At 61.4% G+C, this 19,397-nt stretch carries 16 protein-coding genes and 1 pseudogene; 8 read left to right on the forward strand and 9 right to left on the reverse strand.

Annotated elements, in window-relative coordinates; all coding sequences use genetic code 11:
* Positions 1–2,637: pseudogene (locus GOQ25_RS10820) on the reverse strand (hypothetical protein); the annotation flags it as partial.
* A gap of 438 nt (positions 2,638–3,075) precedes the next feature.
* Here GOQ25_RS10820 and GOQ25_RS10825 point away from each other — a divergent pair.
* Positions 3,076–3,432 (forward strand): hypothetical protein, encoded by a 357-nt coding sequence (locus GOQ25_RS10825; RefSeq protein WP_160350480.1) that lies wholly within the window; start codon positions 3,076–3,078, stop codon positions 3,430–3,432.
* Between the two features lie 144 nt (positions 3,433–3,576).
* Here GOQ25_RS10825 and yghX read toward each other — a convergent pair whose 3' ends face one another.
* From yghX to GOQ25_RS10855, 6 genes are all read right to left on the reverse strand, one after another.
* Entirely contained in the window at positions 3,577–4,464 is an 888-nt protein-coding gene (gene yghX, locus GOQ25_RS10830; RefSeq protein WP_160350481.1) for a YghX family hydrolase, read from the reverse strand.
* A gap of 136 nt (positions 4,465–4,600) precedes the next feature.
* A complete protein-coding gene (locus GOQ25_RS10835) occupies positions 4,601–5,872 on the reverse strand; it encodes an amidohydrolase family protein (RefSeq protein ID WP_160350482.1) in 1,272 nt (423 codons plus the stop codon).
* 52 nt (positions 5,873–5,924) lie between these two features.
* Positions 5,925–6,875 carry an ABC transporter permease gene (locus GOQ25_RS10840; RefSeq protein WP_160350483.1) on the reverse strand — a complete coding sequence of 317 codons (951 nt, stop codon included), beginning with the start codon at positions 6,873–6,875 and terminating at the stop codon, positions 5,925–5,927.
* A 9-nt stretch (positions 6,876–6,884) separates the two neighbouring features.
* Positions 6,885–7,958 carry an ABC transporter permease gene (locus GOQ25_RS10845; protein WP_160350484.1) on the reverse strand — a complete coding sequence of 358 codons (1,074 nt, stop codon included), beginning with the start codon at positions 7,956–7,958 and terminating at the stop codon, positions 6,885–6,887.
* Between the two features lie 18 nt (positions 7,959–7,976).
* Positions 7,977–9,506 (reverse strand): ABC transporter ATP-binding protein, encoded by a 1,530-nt coding sequence (locus GOQ25_RS10850; protein WP_160350485.1) that lies wholly within the window; start codon positions 9,504–9,506, stop codon positions 7,977–7,979.
* Positions 9,503–10,534 (reverse strand): BMP family protein, encoded by a 1,032-nt coding sequence (locus tag GOQ25_RS10855; RefSeq protein WP_160350486.1) that lies wholly within the window; start codon positions 10,532–10,534, stop codon positions 9,503–9,505. The genes GOQ25_RS10850 and GOQ25_RS10855 overlap by 4 nt, the downstream gene beginning before the upstream one ends.
* Positions 10,535–11,205: 671 nt before the next feature.
* Between GOQ25_RS10855 and GOQ25_RS10860 the strand changes: the two genes are divergently transcribed.
* The 7 genes from GOQ25_RS10860 to GOQ25_RS10890 all read left to right on the forward strand — a co-directional run bounded on the left by GOQ25_RS10860 (position 11,206) and on the right by GOQ25_RS10890 (position 16,293).
* Positions 11,206–12,498 carry an MFS transporter gene (locus tag GOQ25_RS10860; protein ID WP_160350487.1) on the forward strand — a complete coding sequence of 431 codons (1,293 nt, stop codon included), beginning with the start codon at positions 11,206–11,208 and terminating at the stop codon, positions 12,496–12,498.
* A gap of 267 nt (positions 12,499–12,765) precedes the next feature.
* On the forward strand, positions 12,766–13,419 hold the full coding sequence (locus tag GOQ25_RS10865) for an XRE family transcriptional regulator (protein ID WP_160350488.1): 654 nt from the start codon (positions 12,766–12,768) through the stop codon (positions 13,417–13,419).
* Between the two features lie 67 nt (positions 13,420–13,486).
* On the forward strand, positions 13,487–13,702 hold the full coding sequence (locus GOQ25_RS19770) for an FAD-dependent oxidoreductase (protein WP_160350489.1): 216 nt from the start codon (positions 13,487–13,489) through the stop codon (positions 13,700–13,702).
* A gap of 356 nt (positions 13,703–14,058) precedes the next feature.
* Entirely contained in the window at positions 14,059–14,457 is a 399-nt protein-coding gene (locus GOQ25_RS10875; RefSeq protein ID WP_160350490.1) for a hypothetical protein, read from the forward strand.
* A 51-nt stretch (positions 14,458–14,508) separates the two neighbouring features.
* Complete coding sequence (locus tag GOQ25_RS10880) at positions 14,509–14,616, forward strand: entericidin A/B family lipoprotein (RefSeq protein WP_236844275.1); 108 nt, start codon at positions 14,509–14,511, stop codon at positions 14,614–14,616.
* 209 nt (positions 14,617–14,825) lie between these two features.
* Positions 14,826–15,725 carry a hypothetical protein gene (locus GOQ25_RS10885; RefSeq protein WP_160350492.1) on the forward strand — a complete coding sequence of 300 codons (900 nt, stop codon included), beginning with the start codon at positions 14,826–14,828 and terminating at the stop codon, positions 15,723–15,725.
* Between the two features lie 106 nt (positions 15,726–15,831).
* On the forward strand, positions 15,832–16,293 hold the full coding sequence (locus GOQ25_RS10890; protein WP_370519938.1) for a hemerythrin domain-containing protein: 462 nt from the start codon (positions 15,832–15,834) through the stop codon (positions 16,291–16,293).
* On the opposite strand, the gene pdeM is transcribed toward GOQ25_RS10890, so the two are convergent.
* Together pdeM and GOQ25_RS10900 are read right to left on the reverse strand one after the other, a co-directional pair.
* Positions 16,257–16,940, reverse strand: a complete 684-nt coding sequence (gene pdeM / locus GOQ25_RS10895; RefSeq protein ID WP_160350493.1) for a ligase-associated DNA damage response endonuclease PdeM — start codon at positions 16,938–16,940, stop codon at positions 16,257–16,259. The two genes, GOQ25_RS10890 and pdeM, sit on opposite strands and share 37 nt — an antisense overlap.
* Positions 16,921–19,392, reverse strand: a complete 2,472-nt coding sequence (locus tag GOQ25_RS10900) for a ligase-associated DNA damage response DEXH box helicase (protein WP_160350819.1) — start codon at positions 19,390–19,392, stop codon at positions 16,921–16,923. The genes pdeM and GOQ25_RS10900 overlap by 20 nt, the downstream gene beginning before the upstream one ends.
* Positions 19,393–19,397 lie beyond the last annotated feature (5 nt).

Below are 19,397 nucleotides of genomic sequence, written 5' to 3' on the forward strand. Positions count from 1 at the left end.
CACCCCGCCTTCGCCACCCGTCTGCCCCAGCTCGATGGACTCGAACCATCCTTGTGCGTGGGCGTTGCTAAGCACTCCCCCGCCGCCACCGATTGATTGCGCCACCACCCCATGCGCGCTATCAGCCGTAGTCGACAGTAGAAACTCGTTCAAGTCCGCACGGGTTAAATCGGCGCGGCCTCCTCCGCCTCCTTGCGACCCGACTTTCACGACGCCCTCTATGCCACTCGCAAGTCCGCCGCCACCGCCAATGGATTGGGCCAAGATTCCGATTGCCGAAGTGCCCTGCGTCCTGAGCGAGCCCGAGGAATCAGCGTTAACCTGGGCGCCTCTAGCGTCCGAACGTAGCGCTGTGGTGGTAGAGGTGCCTCCCAAAGCGGCAACACGCCGTCCGAGTGCGACTCCCCCTCCTCCGCCTAACGACTGCGCCACGACACCGTGGGCCGTATCGCCCTCCGTAGTGAGGGTGCCGCTATGCGTGAGGTATACCCAACCTGCCCGACCGACCGAGCTGCCCGACTGCGGAGCGCTACCGAACAGTCCGTCGTCTGTGTCCGCCCCGCCCGCCGAGCCCGCTAAGGCTTGCGCCAGAATGCCTATGGCATCTACGCCTTGGGTGGTGATGGAGCCGTGGTTCAGAACCTCGATGTCGCCCGTGTTGCCGCCAGCGCCGTCCTGGACTTGGCTGTTCGCGGAATTTCCCACCGGATTGCCTCCGGCGCCACTGGCCGTCTGCGCGAAAAGTCCGACGGCGCCCGTTCCTCGTGTAAGTAGGCTGGATGCAGCATCAAGGGAAACTGTCAGATTGCCGGTGCTACCACCCGCCCCGCCCGCGCCGAGAGTTTTCCCGGTGGTGATACTGACCGCGCCGCGACCCCCATCCGCCGCGCGACTCTGAGCGAAAATACCGAAAGCCCTGCTACCGGAGGTGGAGATAGCTGTGTTCTTCACCGTAATTTTCATCGTGTTGGTGGATCCGCCAGCGCCCCCAGTGCTCATAGGGGTGCCGGCCGCCCGGGCCAATTCGTCGGTGGCGCCTGCGTCTCCGCCTTCACCGCCGAGCTGTCTGGCGTAAAGACCATGCGATTCAGTCCCCGTCGTAGTGATCGTCACAGGCAACGCCGGCGACGCATCCAGGCTGACCCACAAGGCGCCCGCGCTGCCTCCCGAGCCGCCATCACCTGACCGACCCGCGGCAATGTCGTTAAGGTATCCGGCGCCATCTCCACCCGCCCCGCCCTGCTGCAACGTTTCTATCGCCGATGCGCTGGCACCGTCGGTCGATAATTGCAGGCCTGCCTGTTTCGTCATCACCAGGACGTTCGCGTCACCAGCGTTCCCCCCATGGCCACCGTGATTGAAGGACCCGCCTGGTGAACCATCGTCCGGGAGCGCTTCTCCTCCCGACCCGCCACGTACTCGCAAAAGAAGCGCCGGCAAGCCTAAGCCAGACGTCACCACATCCGCATCTTCAATTTGCAAGCTGGCAGTCAATGCGCCGATAAAACCGGCCTCCCCGCCGTTGCCAGCACTAAAAGCGCCGCCATGGCCCGCGATGTCGCCACCGTCTCCCCCCGTCAATAAAACGGCCACACCGGCTCCGTGAGGACGTATCGCGTTGGCGCTCGCATCGCTATCAGCGATGCGCTGCGTGACGTGCACAGATGCACCGGGACGCACATCGACCGAAGCACTGATCGCCCATCCCCCCTCGCCCGCGTGGTGCTGGCCTGATGAAGCTCCCCCGTTGCCACCCTGCGATTGAGCAAGAACGCCAAACAAGGCGCTGGTCTCGCTCGCACCCAGGTCAATCCATGTCCTGTCGACAACAATGTCCGCTTCGTTCAACAGGTTGGCGCCGTCGGCATCTCCGCCACTGTTACGACCACCATCGACGAAATCGGCGCCGGTCCCTCCTCTGCTGGCTGCCAACACGCCAGAGAAAAGCCCGTCCCCCCGCACCGAAGCCGTCACGTCCCCGTGATTAAAGAGGTTAATCGCACTTGAACCGCCGCCCGCTCCGTTACCCACGGCGGAGCCCGACGACCCCGCGCCGTCGCCCCCGAGGGCGATACCCGCCACGCCCGCGCCTCCATTAATCCGATCAGAGCTGAGTCCCGACATATCGATCGAGCCCGAGTTGACGAGTGATACGCCAGTCCCGCCCGCCGCGCCACCATTGCCCCCGTTGCTCGTGGCGTCCCCACCCCTGAGCTGCGCGAGCAATCCGAACACGGGCACATTGCCGGCCGCGTTTTCAGCGGCCTGTAGCTTGATGTCGCCTGTGTTTTCGACCGTCAGACCCAGGGCGTCTTCGCCATTGGGCCGAGCATCGCCTCCGTCTTTCCCCTTCGCCTGTATTAACAAGCCCCCCACTAATTCTGGATAAGCTCGCGCGTCAATCACGGCGTTGGAGCGTACAAAAACCGGCGGCAAAGCGTCATCGGGCTCCGACTCGAGAAACACATCGACCGGCTTTGCGTAGGTTCCCGTGATATTGCAGTCGATATTGCCCGCTGGACTCACACTGCATGGATCGGATGACTGAGCGGCACTGGTGCTAGCCCAGAGGGCGCTTGCAATCGAGGCGGCCAATAGCGTTAGCGGCGGCAGACGATAGCGCAAAGAAGTTGCCATGTGAGGATCATCCTGGACGAAGCACTGCGTGAACGGAGCCGCAACGGTGCGAAGGCGAGCGAGTACGCTGACGCGCTGCGTCTCGCCCGGCACGGTGCAGCAAAGCTGAGGAAGCAACTCAAGGCACGTATAGTTACGTCGATTTCAATATTTAGCGGTTTTTATTATGATTTTTATTGTATCGATGAAACAATTTTGCAGTTCAGCAGATAGATCCGCCCTCTTTGCAGTGCAGACCTGTCCGATATTCGGCTTTTCAGAGGGTTTCAATCGTACGGCGACCGAAGAACGCTAAAAATCTCGGGGTCTGAAGAGTGCAGCCTTCAGGCATAGTCGGCACGGAATGACCAAGCCCATGTCACGGGCTGTGGCGGCGCTTGCAGCTCGTACGGCTGAGTCCGTGCCTATCCATTCGTATGAAATCCACATGGAGCCAGGATGACAACCTTGAACAGCCCCTACACACCTTCGATGTCGTGGAAATGCACGCAAAGCCGTATCGCCGCCGCAGGTTTCTCTTGCCGCGTCAGAACACGCAGCATGCCGGGTCGCCAGCACGCGATCCCGCTTTCTGCAATGTTTGAATTGCCCCCTATCCCGGCGCGCCCCCCGCTGCCGGATTTCAATCGTCCTATGCCACCCCTGCCGCCTATTCCGGCACTACCCGAGGGGCAAGACCCCCGCTTGCCGGGTGTGGATCCGCGCATTCAGATCCGCGATATTCATCGCATCGTACGCCGCGATGGGTCCGCGGATGGCCTACGCTATTTGTTGCCGGCGGCGCGTTTGCATTGATACCAGGCGGTCCGATTATTGTCAGCCCATGTGCCGTTCCATCCGTCCAGCCAGGCACGGAAGCTGACGGTAAAGGATGGCGCGGGGTTGTGGCGCCATCCACCCTTATTATTTCGCCGTATCGATGCGGGGATCCCGCAGGGGTCAATTGAGATACTTGGTAAACCAGGCCAAGGTCCTGTCCCAGGCTAGTTTTGCAGCAGCCTCATCGTAACGAGGGGTCGAATCGTTATGGAAGCCATGCTGCGTACCGGGGTAGATATAGGCCTCGTAGGTCTTGCCATTCGCTTTTAAGGCCGCTTCGTATGCCGGCCAGGTGGCGTTGACGTTGGGGTCGGTTTCAGCGAAGTGAAACAACAATGGCGCCTGGATGCGGGCGACGTCCTCTGGTTTTGCTTGCCGTCCGTAGAAAGGCACGGCTGCCGCCAGTTCCGGATACGCGACTGACGCTGCATTGGACACCCCACCCCCGTAGCAAAATCCCGTGATGCCGATCTTGTCGGTGGTCAGATCGCTCGCGCGCAGATAATCGATCGCAGCGAAAAAGTCGTTCATCAGTTTCTGCGGATCGACACGCAATTGCAGTTCGCGACCCTTGTCATCATTGCCGGGATAACCGCCGACGGAACTCAGACCATCTGGCGCGAGCGCCACAAAGCCGGCTTTCGCGGCGCGCCGGGCGACGTCCTCGATATACGGATTTAAACCGCGATTCTCGTGTACGACGACGATACCGGGCAAAGGCCCGGTGGCGGCCTTGGGCCGGACTAGATAACCGCGAACCTTGCCGTGACCATTCGGAGACGGGTACTCGATGTACTCCGCAATGATGTCTGGATCGGTAAACGACACCTGTTGCGCCATCGCGTAGTCGGGGCTTAACGAGGCGAGGATACTGGCCGCGGTCAGCCCGCCGACGGCGTACTTTGCCGCGCGGTCAAGAAAGTCGCGGCGGGTGATACGGCCATGCACATAACCATCGTATAACTCGAGCAACTCGGGCGCGAAATCGCGCGCGGTAAGGCGGGTCATGGAAGTCTCCTTGTCGTGGCGGCGCACACCTGACCCACCGTGCCACAGACACGGCGGACGGGTGTTCATCATACTGAATACCGCCTCGCCTCAGTGAATACCGACTGGCCCCAGTAAATACTGCCGCGGCGCGTAATTATTTCCTGAAGTCAACCTGTGCAGGACGGCCCTCGAGCTGCAATGTCGCCGTGCGCGCGGGCGTGCTGGCAATGCGTTTACCGCCGCGCCAAACGTGCAGACGGGTGGCTCGCAGACGTAGCGCCTCCACCGGATCACCGGCTTGCAGCAGCACCATGTCAGCACGCTTGCCGACCTCGATTCCGAGTTCGTCCAGGCCCATGATTTTTGCGGGCGCCGTCGTGACGGCTTCGAAACATGCACGCATGCCGTCTTGGCCCGTCATTTGCGCCACGTGCAGACCCATGTGGGCGACTTCGAGCATGTCACCCGAACCCAGGCTGTACCAAGGGTCCATGACGCAGTCGTGACCGAAGGCCACCGTGACGCCGGCCGCGAGCAATTCGGGCACGCGCGTCATGCCGCGACGCTTGGGATACGTATCGTGGCGGCCTTGGATCGTGATGTTGATCAGCGGATTCGCGATGGCCGACACACCGGCTTCGCGGATGAGCGGAATTAGTTTGGATACATAGTAGTTGTCCATGGAATGCATGGACGTCAGGTGCGAACCATTCACCCTGCCCTGCAGCCCAAGGCGCTGCGTGTGATAGGCCAGGGTTTCGATATGGCGCGACATGGGGTCGTCCGTTTCATCGCAATGCATGTCCACGCGCAAGCCGCGTTCGGCGGCGAGTTCGCACAGGATGCGGACGGATTCCGCGCCATCGGCCATGGTGCGCTCGAAATGCGGAATACCGCCGACCACGTCCAGGCCCATGTCCAGCGCACGCTTCAGATTTTCCATCGCGCCCGGCGCGCGCAGCAGCCCGTCTTGCGGAAAGGCGACCAGTTGCAGGTCCAGGTAGGGTTTCACCCGCTCGCGCACGTGCAACAGCGCTTCGGTGGCCAGCAGACGGGAGTCGCACACGTCCACATGCGAGCGTATGGCCAGCAGCCCGTTGGCCACGGCCCAGTCGCAGTAGGCAAGCGCCCGTTCGACCAAGGCCTCCTGCGTGAGCAGCGGCTTGAGCTCGCCCCATAACGCAATGCCTTCGAGCAGCGTGCCGGACTGATTGATGCGCGGCAGACCGAATGACAAGGTCGAGTCCATGTGAAAGTGCGCATCGATAAAGGGCGCGCTTAGCAATTGTCCTTGTGCGTCCAGCGTCTCGTGCGCTTGGGCTTGCAACGCTGGCTGAATCGCGACAATGCGGCCATCCTGCACACCAACGTCCACGCCCGAGCGGCCGTCAGCGAGGTTGCAGTTTTTGATCAGTAAATCGAGCATGGGTAAACCTTATTCAATAAATCCGCCGGACGTTGTCCAGCATGGCGCTCGCTCAGCGTTCGCCTTTGCGGTAGGGCTTCATCAACGCCTGCGGGTAGGCAGCGCGACGCGCCATCACCACCAGCGCCAGAATGGACAGCACATAGGGCAGCATCAGATAGACTTGATACGGCAGCTCGGGCAGACCCGGGAGACTCGTGCCGCCCTGCTGCAGACGCAGCTGCAGCGCGTCAAAGAAAGCGAAAATCAACGCGCCCAACAGGGCTTTGCCCGGCCGCCACGATGCGAAGACCACGAGCGCGACACACACCCAGCCGCGCCCGTTAACCATATTAAAGAAAAACGCATTGAACGCCGCCAGTGTCAAAAAGCTGCCCGCGATGCCCATCAGCGCGGAGCCTGCGACGATGGCGCCCATGCGCAAACGGGTGACCGACAGGCCCTGCCCTTCTGCGGCGGCCGGGTTTTCCCCGACCATACGCACGGCGAGGCCGAGCGGGGTGCGGTTAAGCACCCAGGCAATGATGGGCACCGCCGCCAAGGCAATCAGGGTCATGACCGTTTGCCCAGCCAGCACAGGACCAATCACAGGGATGCCTTGCAAATAAGTCATCTCGGCAAACGGGGTGATGGTGGGCGGCGTATTGACGCTAGGAAACGTGACGCGATAGGCAAAATAGCTCAGACTGGTCGCCAGCATGGTGACGCCCAAACCCGACACATGTTGAGATAAACCAAGCGGCACTGTGAGAATCGCGTGCAACAGTCCAAACACCATCCCGGCCAATGCGGCAGCCAGTACGCCCACATAAAGCGGAGCGCCCAGGTATACGACCAGCCAGCCGGCGAACGCACCCGCGACCATGATGCCCTCGATGCCCAGGTTCAAAACCCCTGCGCGTTCGCATAGCAGCACGCCCAGCGTGCCCAGGATCAACGGCGTGGCCACGCGCAGCACCGCGACCCAAAAGGCGCTGGAGCTTAACAAATCCATCCATTCCATATGCGTCTCCTAGGCGTGTTTGCGACGCAAACGGTATTGCGAGAACAAGGTGGCCACGAGCATCGACAATAGCGATGCCGCGACGATCACGTCGGCAATGTAGTTGGGCACCGCGATCGCGCGGCTCATGCTGTCGGCGCCGACCAGCATGCCAGCCACGAATAGGCTTGCCACGATCACGCCCAGGGGATGCAGGCCCGCGAGCATGGCAACCACGACGCCGGTATAACCGTAACCGGGCGACATATCGAGCGTCACATAACTCGTGCGGCCGGCTACTTCGATCGCGCCTGCCAGGCCTGCCAATGCGCCGGAGAGCATGGCGGTGCCCAGCATCACGCGCGTGACGGGCAGACCAAGAAATCGCGCGGCATGGGCGTTCGCGCCAACGGCACGCATTTGCAGACCAAACACCGTATAGCGATTGATCAGCCACATGGCGACCGCCAGACCCAGCGCCCAGAGCAGGCCCGTATGGGCCCGCGTTTTTGCCAGCAGCTTGTCGAATTCCAGATCGGGATTCAACGCGACCGACTGCGGCCAGCCCATGGCCATGGGGTCTTTCATGACACCATCGAGCATCATGGAGACGAACAACAGCACGATGAAGTTGCCCAATAGCGTGGTCACCACCTCGTCCACGCCAAGTCGGGTTTTGAGAATGGCGGGCACCAGCAGCAGCAACGCCCCCGCCAGCGCGGCGGCCAGCATCATGCCTCCGAACAACACGGGCACCGGCAGGTCCAGGCCAACGCCATCGTGCATGCCCCCGACCATCACGGCGGCGAGCGCGCCCAGATACAGCTGGCCTTCCGCGCCAATGTTGTAGAAGCGCGCCCGGAACGCCACGGCACAAGCCAGACCGGTGAGCATCAACGGTGTGGCGCGGGTCAAGGTTTCCGAGAAAGCAAAGCGCGAGGCGAATGCACCGTCGAATAGCAGCGCGTACGTGCGTCCCACCGGCGCACCCGCCCATGCGACCAGCAACGCACAAATCAATAAGGTAAAAGCAATCGCCGCCAGCGGGGCCAGCAATAACGCAAGACGGCTGGGTTCCGTACGGCGTTCCAGATACAGGTTCATGATGTCAGGAGTCGTTCGTCAGGCCGGCACGGTGCCGGTCATGGCCAGGCCCACGGACGCAGGCGTCCATTCGGACACGGGCTTGACGGCGATGATCTTGCCGCCGCACATGACTGCGATCCGGTCGGCAAGCGCGAAAATTTCTTCGAGGTCCTCGGAGACGAGCAGGATGCCCGCGCCCCGTTCGCGTGCGGCGAGCAACTGTTCACGCACGTAGGCGACAGCGCCGATGTCCAGGCCCCACGTGGGCTGGTCAGCCACGATCAGGCGCGGTTTGCGCGCCAGCGTTCGGCCAAGGATCAGCTTTTGCATATTGCCGCCGGACAGACTGCGCGTACGCACGTCCAGCGAGGCGGCGCGTACATCGAACTGCTGGCCGAGATCGCGAGCATAAGCGCGTGCCGCGCCGGCGCGCACCATGCCCCAGCGAGCAAAGCGCTTGTCGCGTAAGTCCTCGATGATCGCGTTTTCCCAAAGCGGGCTGTCGCCGATCATGCCTTCGTGGTGGCGATCCTCGGGAATGCGGCCTACGCCCGCAGCGGTCATGCCAGCGGGCGTACGGGGCGCCGCGGTATGTTCGGGGCCGAGTCTGACCGTGCCGTCGTCAGGCTGACGCAGGCCATTCAATACGGAGACCAACGCTTGTTGGCCATTACCGGCTACCCCGGCAATCGCGACGATTTCATGCGTGTGCACCGTCAAGTCGGCGCTATCGAGCAACGGCGCACCGCCCCGCTCATCGCGGACGCTGACCTGCGACAGCGTCACGACCGGCGCGGCTTGCGCACGCGGCTCGGCGCTTTGCGCGCGCGGCATGACGACTTTGCGGCCGACCATCAGCTCGGCGAGCTCGGCGGCGTTGGTCGATCCGGTATCGCGCTCTGCCACGAGCTTGCCTTGACGCAACACCGCCACGCGATGCGAGACAGCCATGACCTCATCGAGTTTGTGCGAAATAAAAATGACGGCCATGCCTTCCGCGACAAAGCCGCGCAAGGTCGCGAACAAGCCATCGACCTCTTGCGGCGTGAGCACCGCGGTCGGCTCATCCAAAATCAGGATACGCGCGCCGCGATACAAGGCCTTCAGGATTTCGACGCGCTGTTTTTCGCCCACGGACAAAGTACCGACACGCGCATCGGGATTGACGCCCAGGCCAAAGCGTTGTCCCAGCTCCACCAGGCGCGCGCGCGCTTTGGCGCGGCCCGAAGCAAGACGCCACAGCGACTGCGTGCCGACCATCACGTTGTCCAGCACGCTCATGTTGTCCGCCAGCGTGAAATGCTGATGGACCATGCCCACCCCGGCGGCGAGCGCCGCATCGGGGCGGCCGGGCGGCAGCGGCTGACCATAGACGTGGATGTGCCCTGCGTCGGCCACGTAGTGGCCGAACAGGATCGACACCAGCGTGGACTTGCCCGCGCCGTTCTCGCCCAAGAGGGCCAGCACCTCGCCCTGCTTCACACTCAGCGAGACCGCGTCATTCGCGATCAGGCTGCCAAAGCGTTTGGTGATGCCCTGCAGTTGCAGGGCCAGGGACTCGCTCATTTCGCGCTGGACTTGGGTTCGCTGTCGTTGACTTTGACGACGAAGCTGCCATCCAGGATCGCCTGCTGCTTGGCTTGGACTTTGGCCTTGATGTCCTCGGGTACCTTCGATTCGAACGTGCCCAGCGGGGCGAGCTCGGAACCCTTGTACTTCATCAGCGAGTATTGGCCATAATCCTCGGCGCTGAAGTTACCGGCCTTCACGGCGGAAAGCGCGTGTTCAATGGTGGGCTCCATGTTCCACAGCGCGGAGGCCACGACGGTTTCGGGATACTGCGGCTGCGTATCGACCACGTTGCCAATCGCGACCTTGCCGCGCTCCTTGGCGGCGTCAGACACGCCAAAGCGCTCGGCATACAGCACGTCCACGCCCTTGTCGATCATGGCGAACGCGGCTTCCTTGGCTTTTGGGGGATCAAACCACGAACCGATGAAGGACACGGTGAAGGTGACGTTCGGGTTGATTTCCTGCGCGCCCGCCATGAAGGCATGCATCAGGCGGTTGACTTCAGGAATGGGATAGCCACCGACCAGGCCGATTTTGCCGGACTGGCTCATGCCTGCCGCGATCATGCCAGTCAGGTATGCGGGTTCCTGGATGTAGTTGTCGAACACCGAGAAGTTCGGCTTTTGCGGCTTGCCCGACGAACCCATGAGGAAGGCGGTTTCGGGATAGTCTTTGGCGACTTTGCGCGCGGCGGATTCGACGGCGAAGGCTTCGCCCAGAATCAGCTTGTTGCCCTGCTCGGCGTATTGACGCAACACGCGTTCGTAGTCAGCGTTGTTGACGTTCTCGGAGAAGACGTATTCGATTTCGCCCTTGTCGCGCGCGGCGGTCAACGCCTTGTGAATGCGCGACACCCATTGCTGTTCGACAGGCACGGTGTAGACAGCGGCCACCTTGAGTTTGGCCGCGTCCTGCGCCTGCGCCCAGCCAGACATCACAAACATGCCCGCGGCGGCCACACCGAGTGTCAGCACGCGACGGCGGGCGAGTCCGGCGAAGGACGGGAGATTTTCAAACTTCATGGTGGCAGGCTCCTAGGCGAGATGAATGGCATGGCGGCAGACGGCCTGACACACCCGTGCGGAAAGTCGGACAGGTGATGAGACAACGAGGGAAGTCTGCAGACATACGGGCGACGTAGCGTGACAACTGGGGTTCGTGACGCAACAGTCAGGGTTGAGGTCGCCCGGAATCAAGCAATATCCATGCCATTTTTTCGCGCCGCGACCTGTCACATAATCCAGGCCGGACGGAATTGTAGTCAATCTTGGAGCATGGCATTGCCCCAATATGGTGCGGAATGCGAAAAAAGCATCAGCAGAGCACGATCTCTGCACACATTTGGGCCCCTGTCGGTTTTGTGAGCGGGATCACGGCTGTTGCTCGTCGGCCATCCTGCCCGCCCGTGCAGGGTGCCGCTTCGAAAAGCACACGGAGCCTGGCACCGATTTTTCACTCCTGATAAAAAAACCAGGGCGATTTTTCATCTAAGTGAAATCTCTAATATCCGGTCGGGTCGGGTGAGAAGAGAATTGCGTCCGACTGAGACCGGCATGTCCCGCGCGGCGCCGCAATGACTGCCCGCTGACAGACGGACGCTCCATGACGGCGAGCCTCAGTCACTCTCGATCCCGCATAACTCGCTGACGCATCGTTAGCCCTGTTTCAAGCGCTTTGCCTTTGAAGGACGTAAATGACAACCACCCACCTCGGCAGTACGCCACGCCCTGACACTCGCCGTCGTCACAGGACTCGAGACGTCATCGCGGCAAACTTCGGCACGTTCTTTGAGTGGTTCGACCTCTTGGTGTATGCGATGTTCGCGATCACCATCTCGAAACTGTTCTTTCCCCAGGAAGACGAACAATCGGCCCTGCTCTTTAGCCTGATGACGTTCGCGAGTTCGTTCCTGATCCGCCCGGTCGGCGCGGTCGTACTGGGGATCATGGCCGATAAGCTGGGCCGACGCACGACACTTAGCATCGCCGCGATGACGATGCTAGCCGGCACGGCCTTGATTGCGGTAGCGCCGACGTACGAAACGATAGGCGTATGGGCGCCCATCATCTTGGTCACGGGGCGTTTGCTGCAGGGCTTTTCGGTCGGCGGCGAGTTTGGCACCGCCAACTCCTACCTCACTGAACAGAGCCCCTCGAAGAAAGCGTTCTTCGCCAGTCTGCAGTTCTCGACTTCCGGGCTGGCAGTGATGACAGCCTCCCTGTTCGCGCTGGTCGTCAATCATTTTCTTACCCCGGAACAAGTCAACTCCTGGGGTTGGCGTTTGCCATTCATCTTCGGCTGCTTGATCGGACCGGTAGGTCTGTATATCCGCGCCAAGATCGACGAAACCCAGGACTTTGAGGAATTGAAGCAACAGGGCACCGCGAAAAGCCCGCTGGGCGAGACGTTCAAGTTTCACACCCGTTACGTGCTGATCGGCGCCGTCATCACCGCGGCGGGTGTCGTGGCGAGTTTCCTCAATATCTATATGCCGACTTTCGCCATCAACAACCTGGGTATTTCCAAGGATTCGGCATTCACGGCCTCGATATGCAGCGGTTTGGTGTGTACATTCTTGCCGATGGTGGGGGGCATTTGCGCCGATCGATTCGGCGTGATCAAAGTCATGCGCATTGCATTGGTATTGGGCGTCATCCTGGTGTTCCCCCTGTTCTACATGCTTACCAGCGCCCCCTCATTACTGACCCTGATCGTTTTCCAGTGCACCCTGTCCACGGTGTTCTATAGCTTCTATTTTTCACCGGTGGGATCGTTGCTGGCGCAACTGTTTCCAACATCGTGCCGCACGACCGGCGTGTCCATCGCCTATGTCATCGCCCAGACCTTCTTCGGTGGCGTGACGCCTCTGGTCGTGGGCTTTCTCGTGGCGCAATCGGGCAGCATCATGGCCCCCGCGTACTACATCGTTGTGATCGCCGCGGCCGCGCTCTTGGGGCTGCACGCCAGCCGCCATCGTGTGAAGTAAGCATCTGTCCATCTCCAGGTATCGGCCGACTCGGCCGTTACCTGCACGACGCCGGCTTGCCGGCGTTTCGTTTACCCGATTCCACCCCTGCCTTCACGTTTTGCACACGATGAATTGGAACGGGCCGTGGCGATGACAATGCGCAGCTGGAAGCCTTCCATGATCTGCATTGACGGGTGCGTGAAAGGTTCCTACACTTTTTGAAGTGTGATTGAAATCCGCCCGTCGTCCGCCGACGGTCCGCTCTCTCAGCCGGACATCCTATCCGTGAAGACGCCGTCCCGCGCCAAAAAGCGCCAATCCACGACCGCCCCTGACCAGGAATACCCAACGCCAGGCTCTGCCGACTCCAGCGACCAAGACTTGGGCAGGCGGTTGCGTGCAATGCGTAAGGCGAAAGGCTTCACCCTGCAGGAACTGGCGGCGCGCACGGATATGTCTATCGGCATGCTAAGCCAGGTCGAGCGCGGGGTCAGCTCACCGTCCATGCGTTCTTTACGTAGCCTCTGTGCAGCGCTGGGCATCGACGGCGCCACGCTTTTCAGCAATAGCGACGACAGTGACGGCGCCGATAGCGCGAATGAGTTCGCCGTATGGGCCAGTCAGCGCAAGGCGCTGCGACTGGCCGATTCAGGTGTCACCAAATATCGGGTCACCCCCGCGAACTGCGCCTCGCTGGAAGCATTCCTGATGGAGCTGGAACCCGGCGCGGCCTCGGATCCCAATCTGCTCATGCAAACGGGGGACAAGGTCGGCTACATCATCTCGGGCAAGCTGCGCGTCTTTATAGGCGACGAAACGCTGTTGCTGCAAGCCGGCGATACCTATGGGTTCACCGGCACGCGCCGCTACCGCTGGGAAAATGCCTGGGATCAGCCAACCGTATTCCTCGTCGTCAATAGCGCCCACTTCTACGTCTGACGGCGCGCACGCATCAATTCAGGCAGCAGCGTACGGCCACATCCTTATTTCATTTTTTTGTTCATTCATGGCGAACCCCTTACCCGAGCGCGTCGACGTTGCCATCATCGGCGACGGCATTATTGGTATAAGCACTGCCTGGGCCCTGGCCAAGGCCGGCGCGATAGTCGCAGTGTTGGAGAAAGGCACGGTGGCGGGCGCTTTGATGGCCGATCTTGTCCTGGGCAACACACCGGCGGTCGATCCGCGGCCATTCCGCTTCTCCAAATATGCCGGACGTTAGGGTGCGACGGCGCAAGTTGCTATCTCACCATCATCTTTCATAAGCGTTTGATGAAAGGTCGCCGCGCGAACGTGCTCAATAAATTGAGCTGGCGGAGCGCGCGCCGTCACAAGCGTAACTTCAGTCACAAGCTCACGGACTAGCGTCCCATGTCCGTCTCACACCTCCAGCCCCGCGTCCACCTCGAGCAAGCGTGAACGCTGGCCTGGTGCGGTTCTGCTCCACCTCCCATCAACGGTATACCCATCATGCGCGGGCACGCAGCTTGCTAAGCATGGTGCGAACGTGATCGCGCCGCGGGGCGCAATATCACTTCATAACGACACGCTGCGTGTCATACCTTTTTGGGAGAAGCAATGATGAAAAAGACCTCGACCCTTCTGGCCGCCCTGACCCTGGCTTTTGGTGCCGCCACGCTGCCTGCTCATGCCAACAACACCGCCGGCATGAAGTCTGATCAGAACGGCACGCCCATGACGTCCGATCAGATCGATGCGCGCTACGACGCAGCCAAGAAGCAGTGCGACTCGATGCAAGGCGATCAGCGCGACACGTGTATCAAGCGTGCCGACGCGGACAAGGACAAGGCCGAAGCCCAAGCCAAGGCCGCCAAGGAAAAGGCCGAAGCCAATCGCGATGTCGCGAAGGCTGAAAAAGAGGCTGACTACGACGTCGCCATGAAGAAGTGCGATGAGCAATCCGGTGATGCCAAAGACAAATGCCAGGCTGACGTAAAAGCCCGCTTTGGTAAGTAAAACCGTCCCACTTTCAAAGGAGAGGCCATGAAAAGCCACAAATTCAAACTGATGCTCGCCATGCTGGCGGCAACGATTCTCGCGGGCTGCAACACCATGGAAGGTGCCGGCGAGGACATCGAGCGCGGCGGTCAGAAAATTCAGGAATCGGCGCGCTAATCACGCCATCGGAGCGGCCCGCAGTCCGTGGGCCCTCGTACGAGGAGTCGGCGTGATGCGCGCCGACTCGTCACTCTCAACGCGGAGGCACTATGCGATCCATACTTTTGTGGTTACTGGGCGTTCCCATCCCCGTGATCATCTTGCTGGCACTGTTCTGGCACTGATGCAGGCGGTGCAACCGCCCCAAATTGATTAAAGGAATCGTCATGCAACACGTACAGCCCGCCGCGCCCTATCCCGGCAGCACCATCGGCGTCGAGCCATCTCGCTCCGCGGTTTCGTGGGGAGCGGTGATCGCCGGCGCCGTCATCGCTTCCGCCGTATCCTCCATGCTGGTGATCGGCGGATCAGGTCTAGGCTTTCTTTCAATGTCACCCTGGGAGGATGAAGGGGCCTCGGGCAAAACCCTGGCCATCGGCACGCTGGTCTGGCTCTTTGTGACACATATCATTGCTTACGGCATCGCTGGCTATGTCGCTGGGCGCTTGCGCACCAAGTGGACCGATGCAGCGGTAGACGAAATTTATTTTCGTGATACGGCGCATGGTTTTCTGGTCTGGGCATTGAGCACCGTCGTGGCGCTGCTGATGTTGGGCTCGACCATGGCGTCCGTCATCTCGGGCACGGCCAAGGCCGGCGCGACGATGGTCGGTGCCGGCGCAGGCGCGGCGACCGCGGCTGCAGGTCAGGCCGCGCAAGGCAGTGACGACAAACTTTCGCTCGACTATTTCACGGATGCGTTGATGCGACCCAACGATCCGGCTACGTCGCTGAGCCCGCAAACAGATGCCCGTAATCAAGCGTCCCGAATTCTGGGCCGCAGCCTGGTCAAGGGCGAAGTGTCTCAAGCCGATCAAGACTATTTGGTCAAGCTGGTGGCACGCGAATCGGGTGTAGACGAGGCCACTGCGCGTCAACGCTTGACGCAAGTGCAGGAACAGGCCAAGCAAACGGCAGAACAAGCTGAGCAAAAAACCCGCGAGGCCGCCGACGCCGCGCGTAAAGCCGCTGCCGGCTTTGCCCTGTGGGCCTTTGCCGCAATGCTGGTCGGCGCCTTTGTTGCCAGCTTCAGCGCCACGATAGGCGGCCGCGCGCGCGACCGCTGATACCTACTTACAACACGGCGGAGTTAGATCTGCTTAAAGCCGGGCGTGCGAACGCCCGGCTAATACTTTTATCGCCAGCTACCGGATAGCTGGAAAAGGAGAAGATGTGCCCGATATCAATATCTATGAGGCGCTACGGGAAAGCCATGAGATTCAGCGCGCTCTGTGCCGCAGCTTGCTGAACGCGTCGCCAGAAGGCGACGAGCGCGATGAAATCTTCAAAACATTACGCATCGAGCTGGCCGCGCATGCAGCGGCCGAAGAACGAGACTTTTATTCGCCGATGATGCTCGACGATATGGGCCTGGACCCCTCGCGCCATGCCATGGCCGAGCATCATGAGATCGACGAGTATGTGGAAGACCTGGCCTCTGCCGAAGCCCGAGGCGGTAGCTGGTTATCCAAGGCGAAAAAATTGTCCGATGAGGTCTTTCACCACCTGGACGAAGAAGAAAAGAAATTCTTCCAGATCTCCGGCAGGATTTTAAACGACGCGCAAAAGGCACGCTTAGCCGAGCAATATTTGCAGGATTACGTTCGCATGAAGCGCGTCCTATCGGGTGAATAAATAGGGATTGCTTCGTCATCGACGCAAGCAATCAGCTGACCGTCTCGCAGGCCTCTTACATCGTAGCCGCCAGTAAACGCGGAAAACGCAGGCAAGACGGTCAGCCCGGGGCGCAGCCAGTACACCGGCCAACTGCGCGGCACACCGGGCACGCGCGCCTGCGGATGCACATGGCCGGCAATAACGTGCCGATCATGTGCATCCCAGTCTGGCATATGCTGGAATACAAACGGCCCATCAGCCGCCACCTCGCCCAAGGCTTCGATATGCAGGTCAGCCCTGCCTAACGCCCGGTCGTGATTCCCTACCAGCGCCGCGACCTGCAGCGTGGCGTGAGCGCGTCGCCATCGCATCCAGCTATCTCGCCAGCCAACCCCGGAAGCCGGACCATGCAAGACATCGCCCACGATCCACAGCGATTTCGCCCCTGTCATCGCCACCAGCGACCCAAGCCGCTGTAAATCGTCTTCCGTCGCGCCACGCGGCACCGCGATGCCCGAGCGTCGGAATACATGGCCCTTGCCCAAGTGCAGATCCGCGATCACCAATCTTTCGCGCGCCGGCCAATAAAGCGCGCGTTGACCTAGCAGCACCACGGTTTCACCGGCCAGCGTAAGCGTTACCGACTTATCCCGCCACGCGAGCATAGCGTTCCTCCAGTTGTTTCGCGGCCCGGCGCACGCGATCCTGCCACGACTCGGTACTGAGCTGTCCGCGCAGGCTCTCGGTCCATAGCGGGAACGACAAGGGCGTAAGCGACGGTGGCTCATGCAGTGCCAAGGTCCGCGCCGCACAGTCGTGCAAGGCTTCTGCCAGACGCGGCGCTTGTAACTGCACCTCGAACACTTCGCGTTCGGCCTGCGCCAACAACAAGTGGTCAGGATCGTAGCGCCGCAGTACATCGTAAAGCAGGCCGCTGGATGCTTGCACCTGCCGCAACGACCGCACTTCACGTCCAGGTAGCGAAGGCGTGAGCAAACCGGCCACGCGTGCGATTTCGCGAAATTGGCGACGCGCCATTTCCCCCAGATTCACGCCAGCGCGCAAATCGTCCTCCAACCGCTCGGGCCTGAGCAGCCGCCGCAACAGCGCATCATCTAGCGCCGCGGGCGCGGCCAGCGTCAACATGAAGCCATAGTCATTGACGGTAAAGGAAAAGGTGTTCGGTTGCTCGCGCCCCCAGCGCAACGCCATCATCGCCGCCATACCTTCATGCACCGCGCGCCCGGCAAACGGAAAGACAAACAGGTGCATGCCGCGACGTGTATTTATCCGCTCGGCCACCAGCCGCGAGGGATGCGGCAGCGCGCTGGCCGTCTCTTGAATCCTCAATAGCGGCGCGGCCGTCTGCATTTCGGGATGCTCGCCGGGCTGCGCGAACACGCGCTCGACTTCGCGTCCCAGCTCCGTCGACAGCGGCATGCGCCCACCCAGCCAAGTCGCCACTGGGCCACCGCCCGATTTGGCACGTCGCACGTAGGCGGTCATGCCTTCCAGACGCACCAGTTCAAGCGTGCGCCCGGCGAACTGAAAGCGATCGCCGGGCCGCAGCCGCGACAGAAAACTTTCCTCGACCGAACCTAACCCGCCACCGCGTAAAAATTTCACCGAGACCGCGCCATCAGAAGTAATTGTTCCGATCGACAAGCGGTGGCGCAACGCGATGCGCCTGTCATGCACGCGATAGCATGCATCGTCGTCACGCTGGACTCGGCGAAACTCGGGATAGTTGGCCAGCGCGCGTCCGCCTTGTTCAATGAAATCCAAGACTCCCTGCCACGTCTCGCGGTCAAGCGCCGCATACGCATGAGTGTCGCGCACTTCCTCGTAAAGCGCCTGCGCCTCGAAGCCGCCACCCAGCGCGAGCGTGACAGCATGCTGCGCCAGCACATCCAGGCACAGTGTCAATGGCGTGCGCGATTCGATTTCACTGCGCGCGATGGCCTGACGAGCGGCGGCATATTCAACCAGTTCCAACGCCTGTGTCGGGACGCAAATCACATGGCCAGCCGTGCCTGGGCGGTGTTTGGCACGCCCGGCGCGTTGCAGCATTCGGGCCACCCCCTTCGCGCTGCCGATCTGGAGCACTTGGTCCACCGCCGGAAAGTCCACGCCCAAGTCCAGGCTGGACGTTGCGACGACACAGCGCAGCGATCCATCGCGCAAGCCCTGCTCGACTTGTGCGCGCAGCTTTGGGTCCAGGGAACCGTGATGCAGTGCCAAGGTAGCGGGGTCATCCAGCCAGATGGATTCCAACGCCTTATGCCAGAGTTCAGCCTGCGCCCGGGTGTTGGTAAAAAGTAAAGTCGCGCGCACCTTGAATATGCGCTTGTACACGGTCATCAGTTGCGACAAGCCCAGGTGCCCCGCCCAAGGCAAACCGCGATCGGCCTCCGGCAGCAGAGTCGTGAGTGTCACCTTGCGAGGCTTTACCCCAGAGACCAACGCGCTATCGGGCACATGCGGCAGCAACACGTCGCGCGCTTGTTCCAGGTTGCCAAGCGTGGCCGACAGGCCCCATGTGCGATGCCCGGGTGACAAGCGCCGCAAACGCGCCAGACAAAGCTGTAGCAACACTCCCCGCTTGTTGCCCAGCAGCTCGTGCCATTCATCCACGATGACACATTGCAGCGCGCGAAAGCGCGCGGAGGCATCGGCGTACGACAGCAATAAAGCCAAGGATTCCGGAGTGATGACAAGCACTTCGGCCTTGCCTTGGCGCGCCAGACGCTTGTCGCGCGCACTCGCGTCGCCCGTTCGCAATGCCACGGTCCAGCTCAGACCGGTTTCCTGCACCACCTGGGTCAACGCCTGTGTCGTGTCGGCGGCCAATGCCCGCAACGGCGTCACCCACAGTACGCGCGGCCCCTGCCCCACCTCGCGCTTCCTCCCAGTCTCGTCTTGGGTCAGCGCCTGCAGCAAGGGCCCACCGAAAGCCGCCAGCGTCTTGCCGCTACCGGTCGGTGTATGCAACAAGCCGGACTGACCGGCGAGGTAACGTTGCCACACCTCGCGCTGAAACGCGGCAGGCTTCCAGCCTCGCGTCGCGAACCAGGCGGCGAGCGGCGCATCCCCGGCTGTGCTAGCCGTGGAGTTCATCGAGC

Origin of the sequence: Bordetella sp. 15P40C-2 (genome assembly GCF_009763235.1) — a bacterium.
Classification (GTDB): Bacteria; Pseudomonadota; Gammaproteobacteria; order Burkholderiales; family Burkholderiaceae_B; genus Bordetella_A.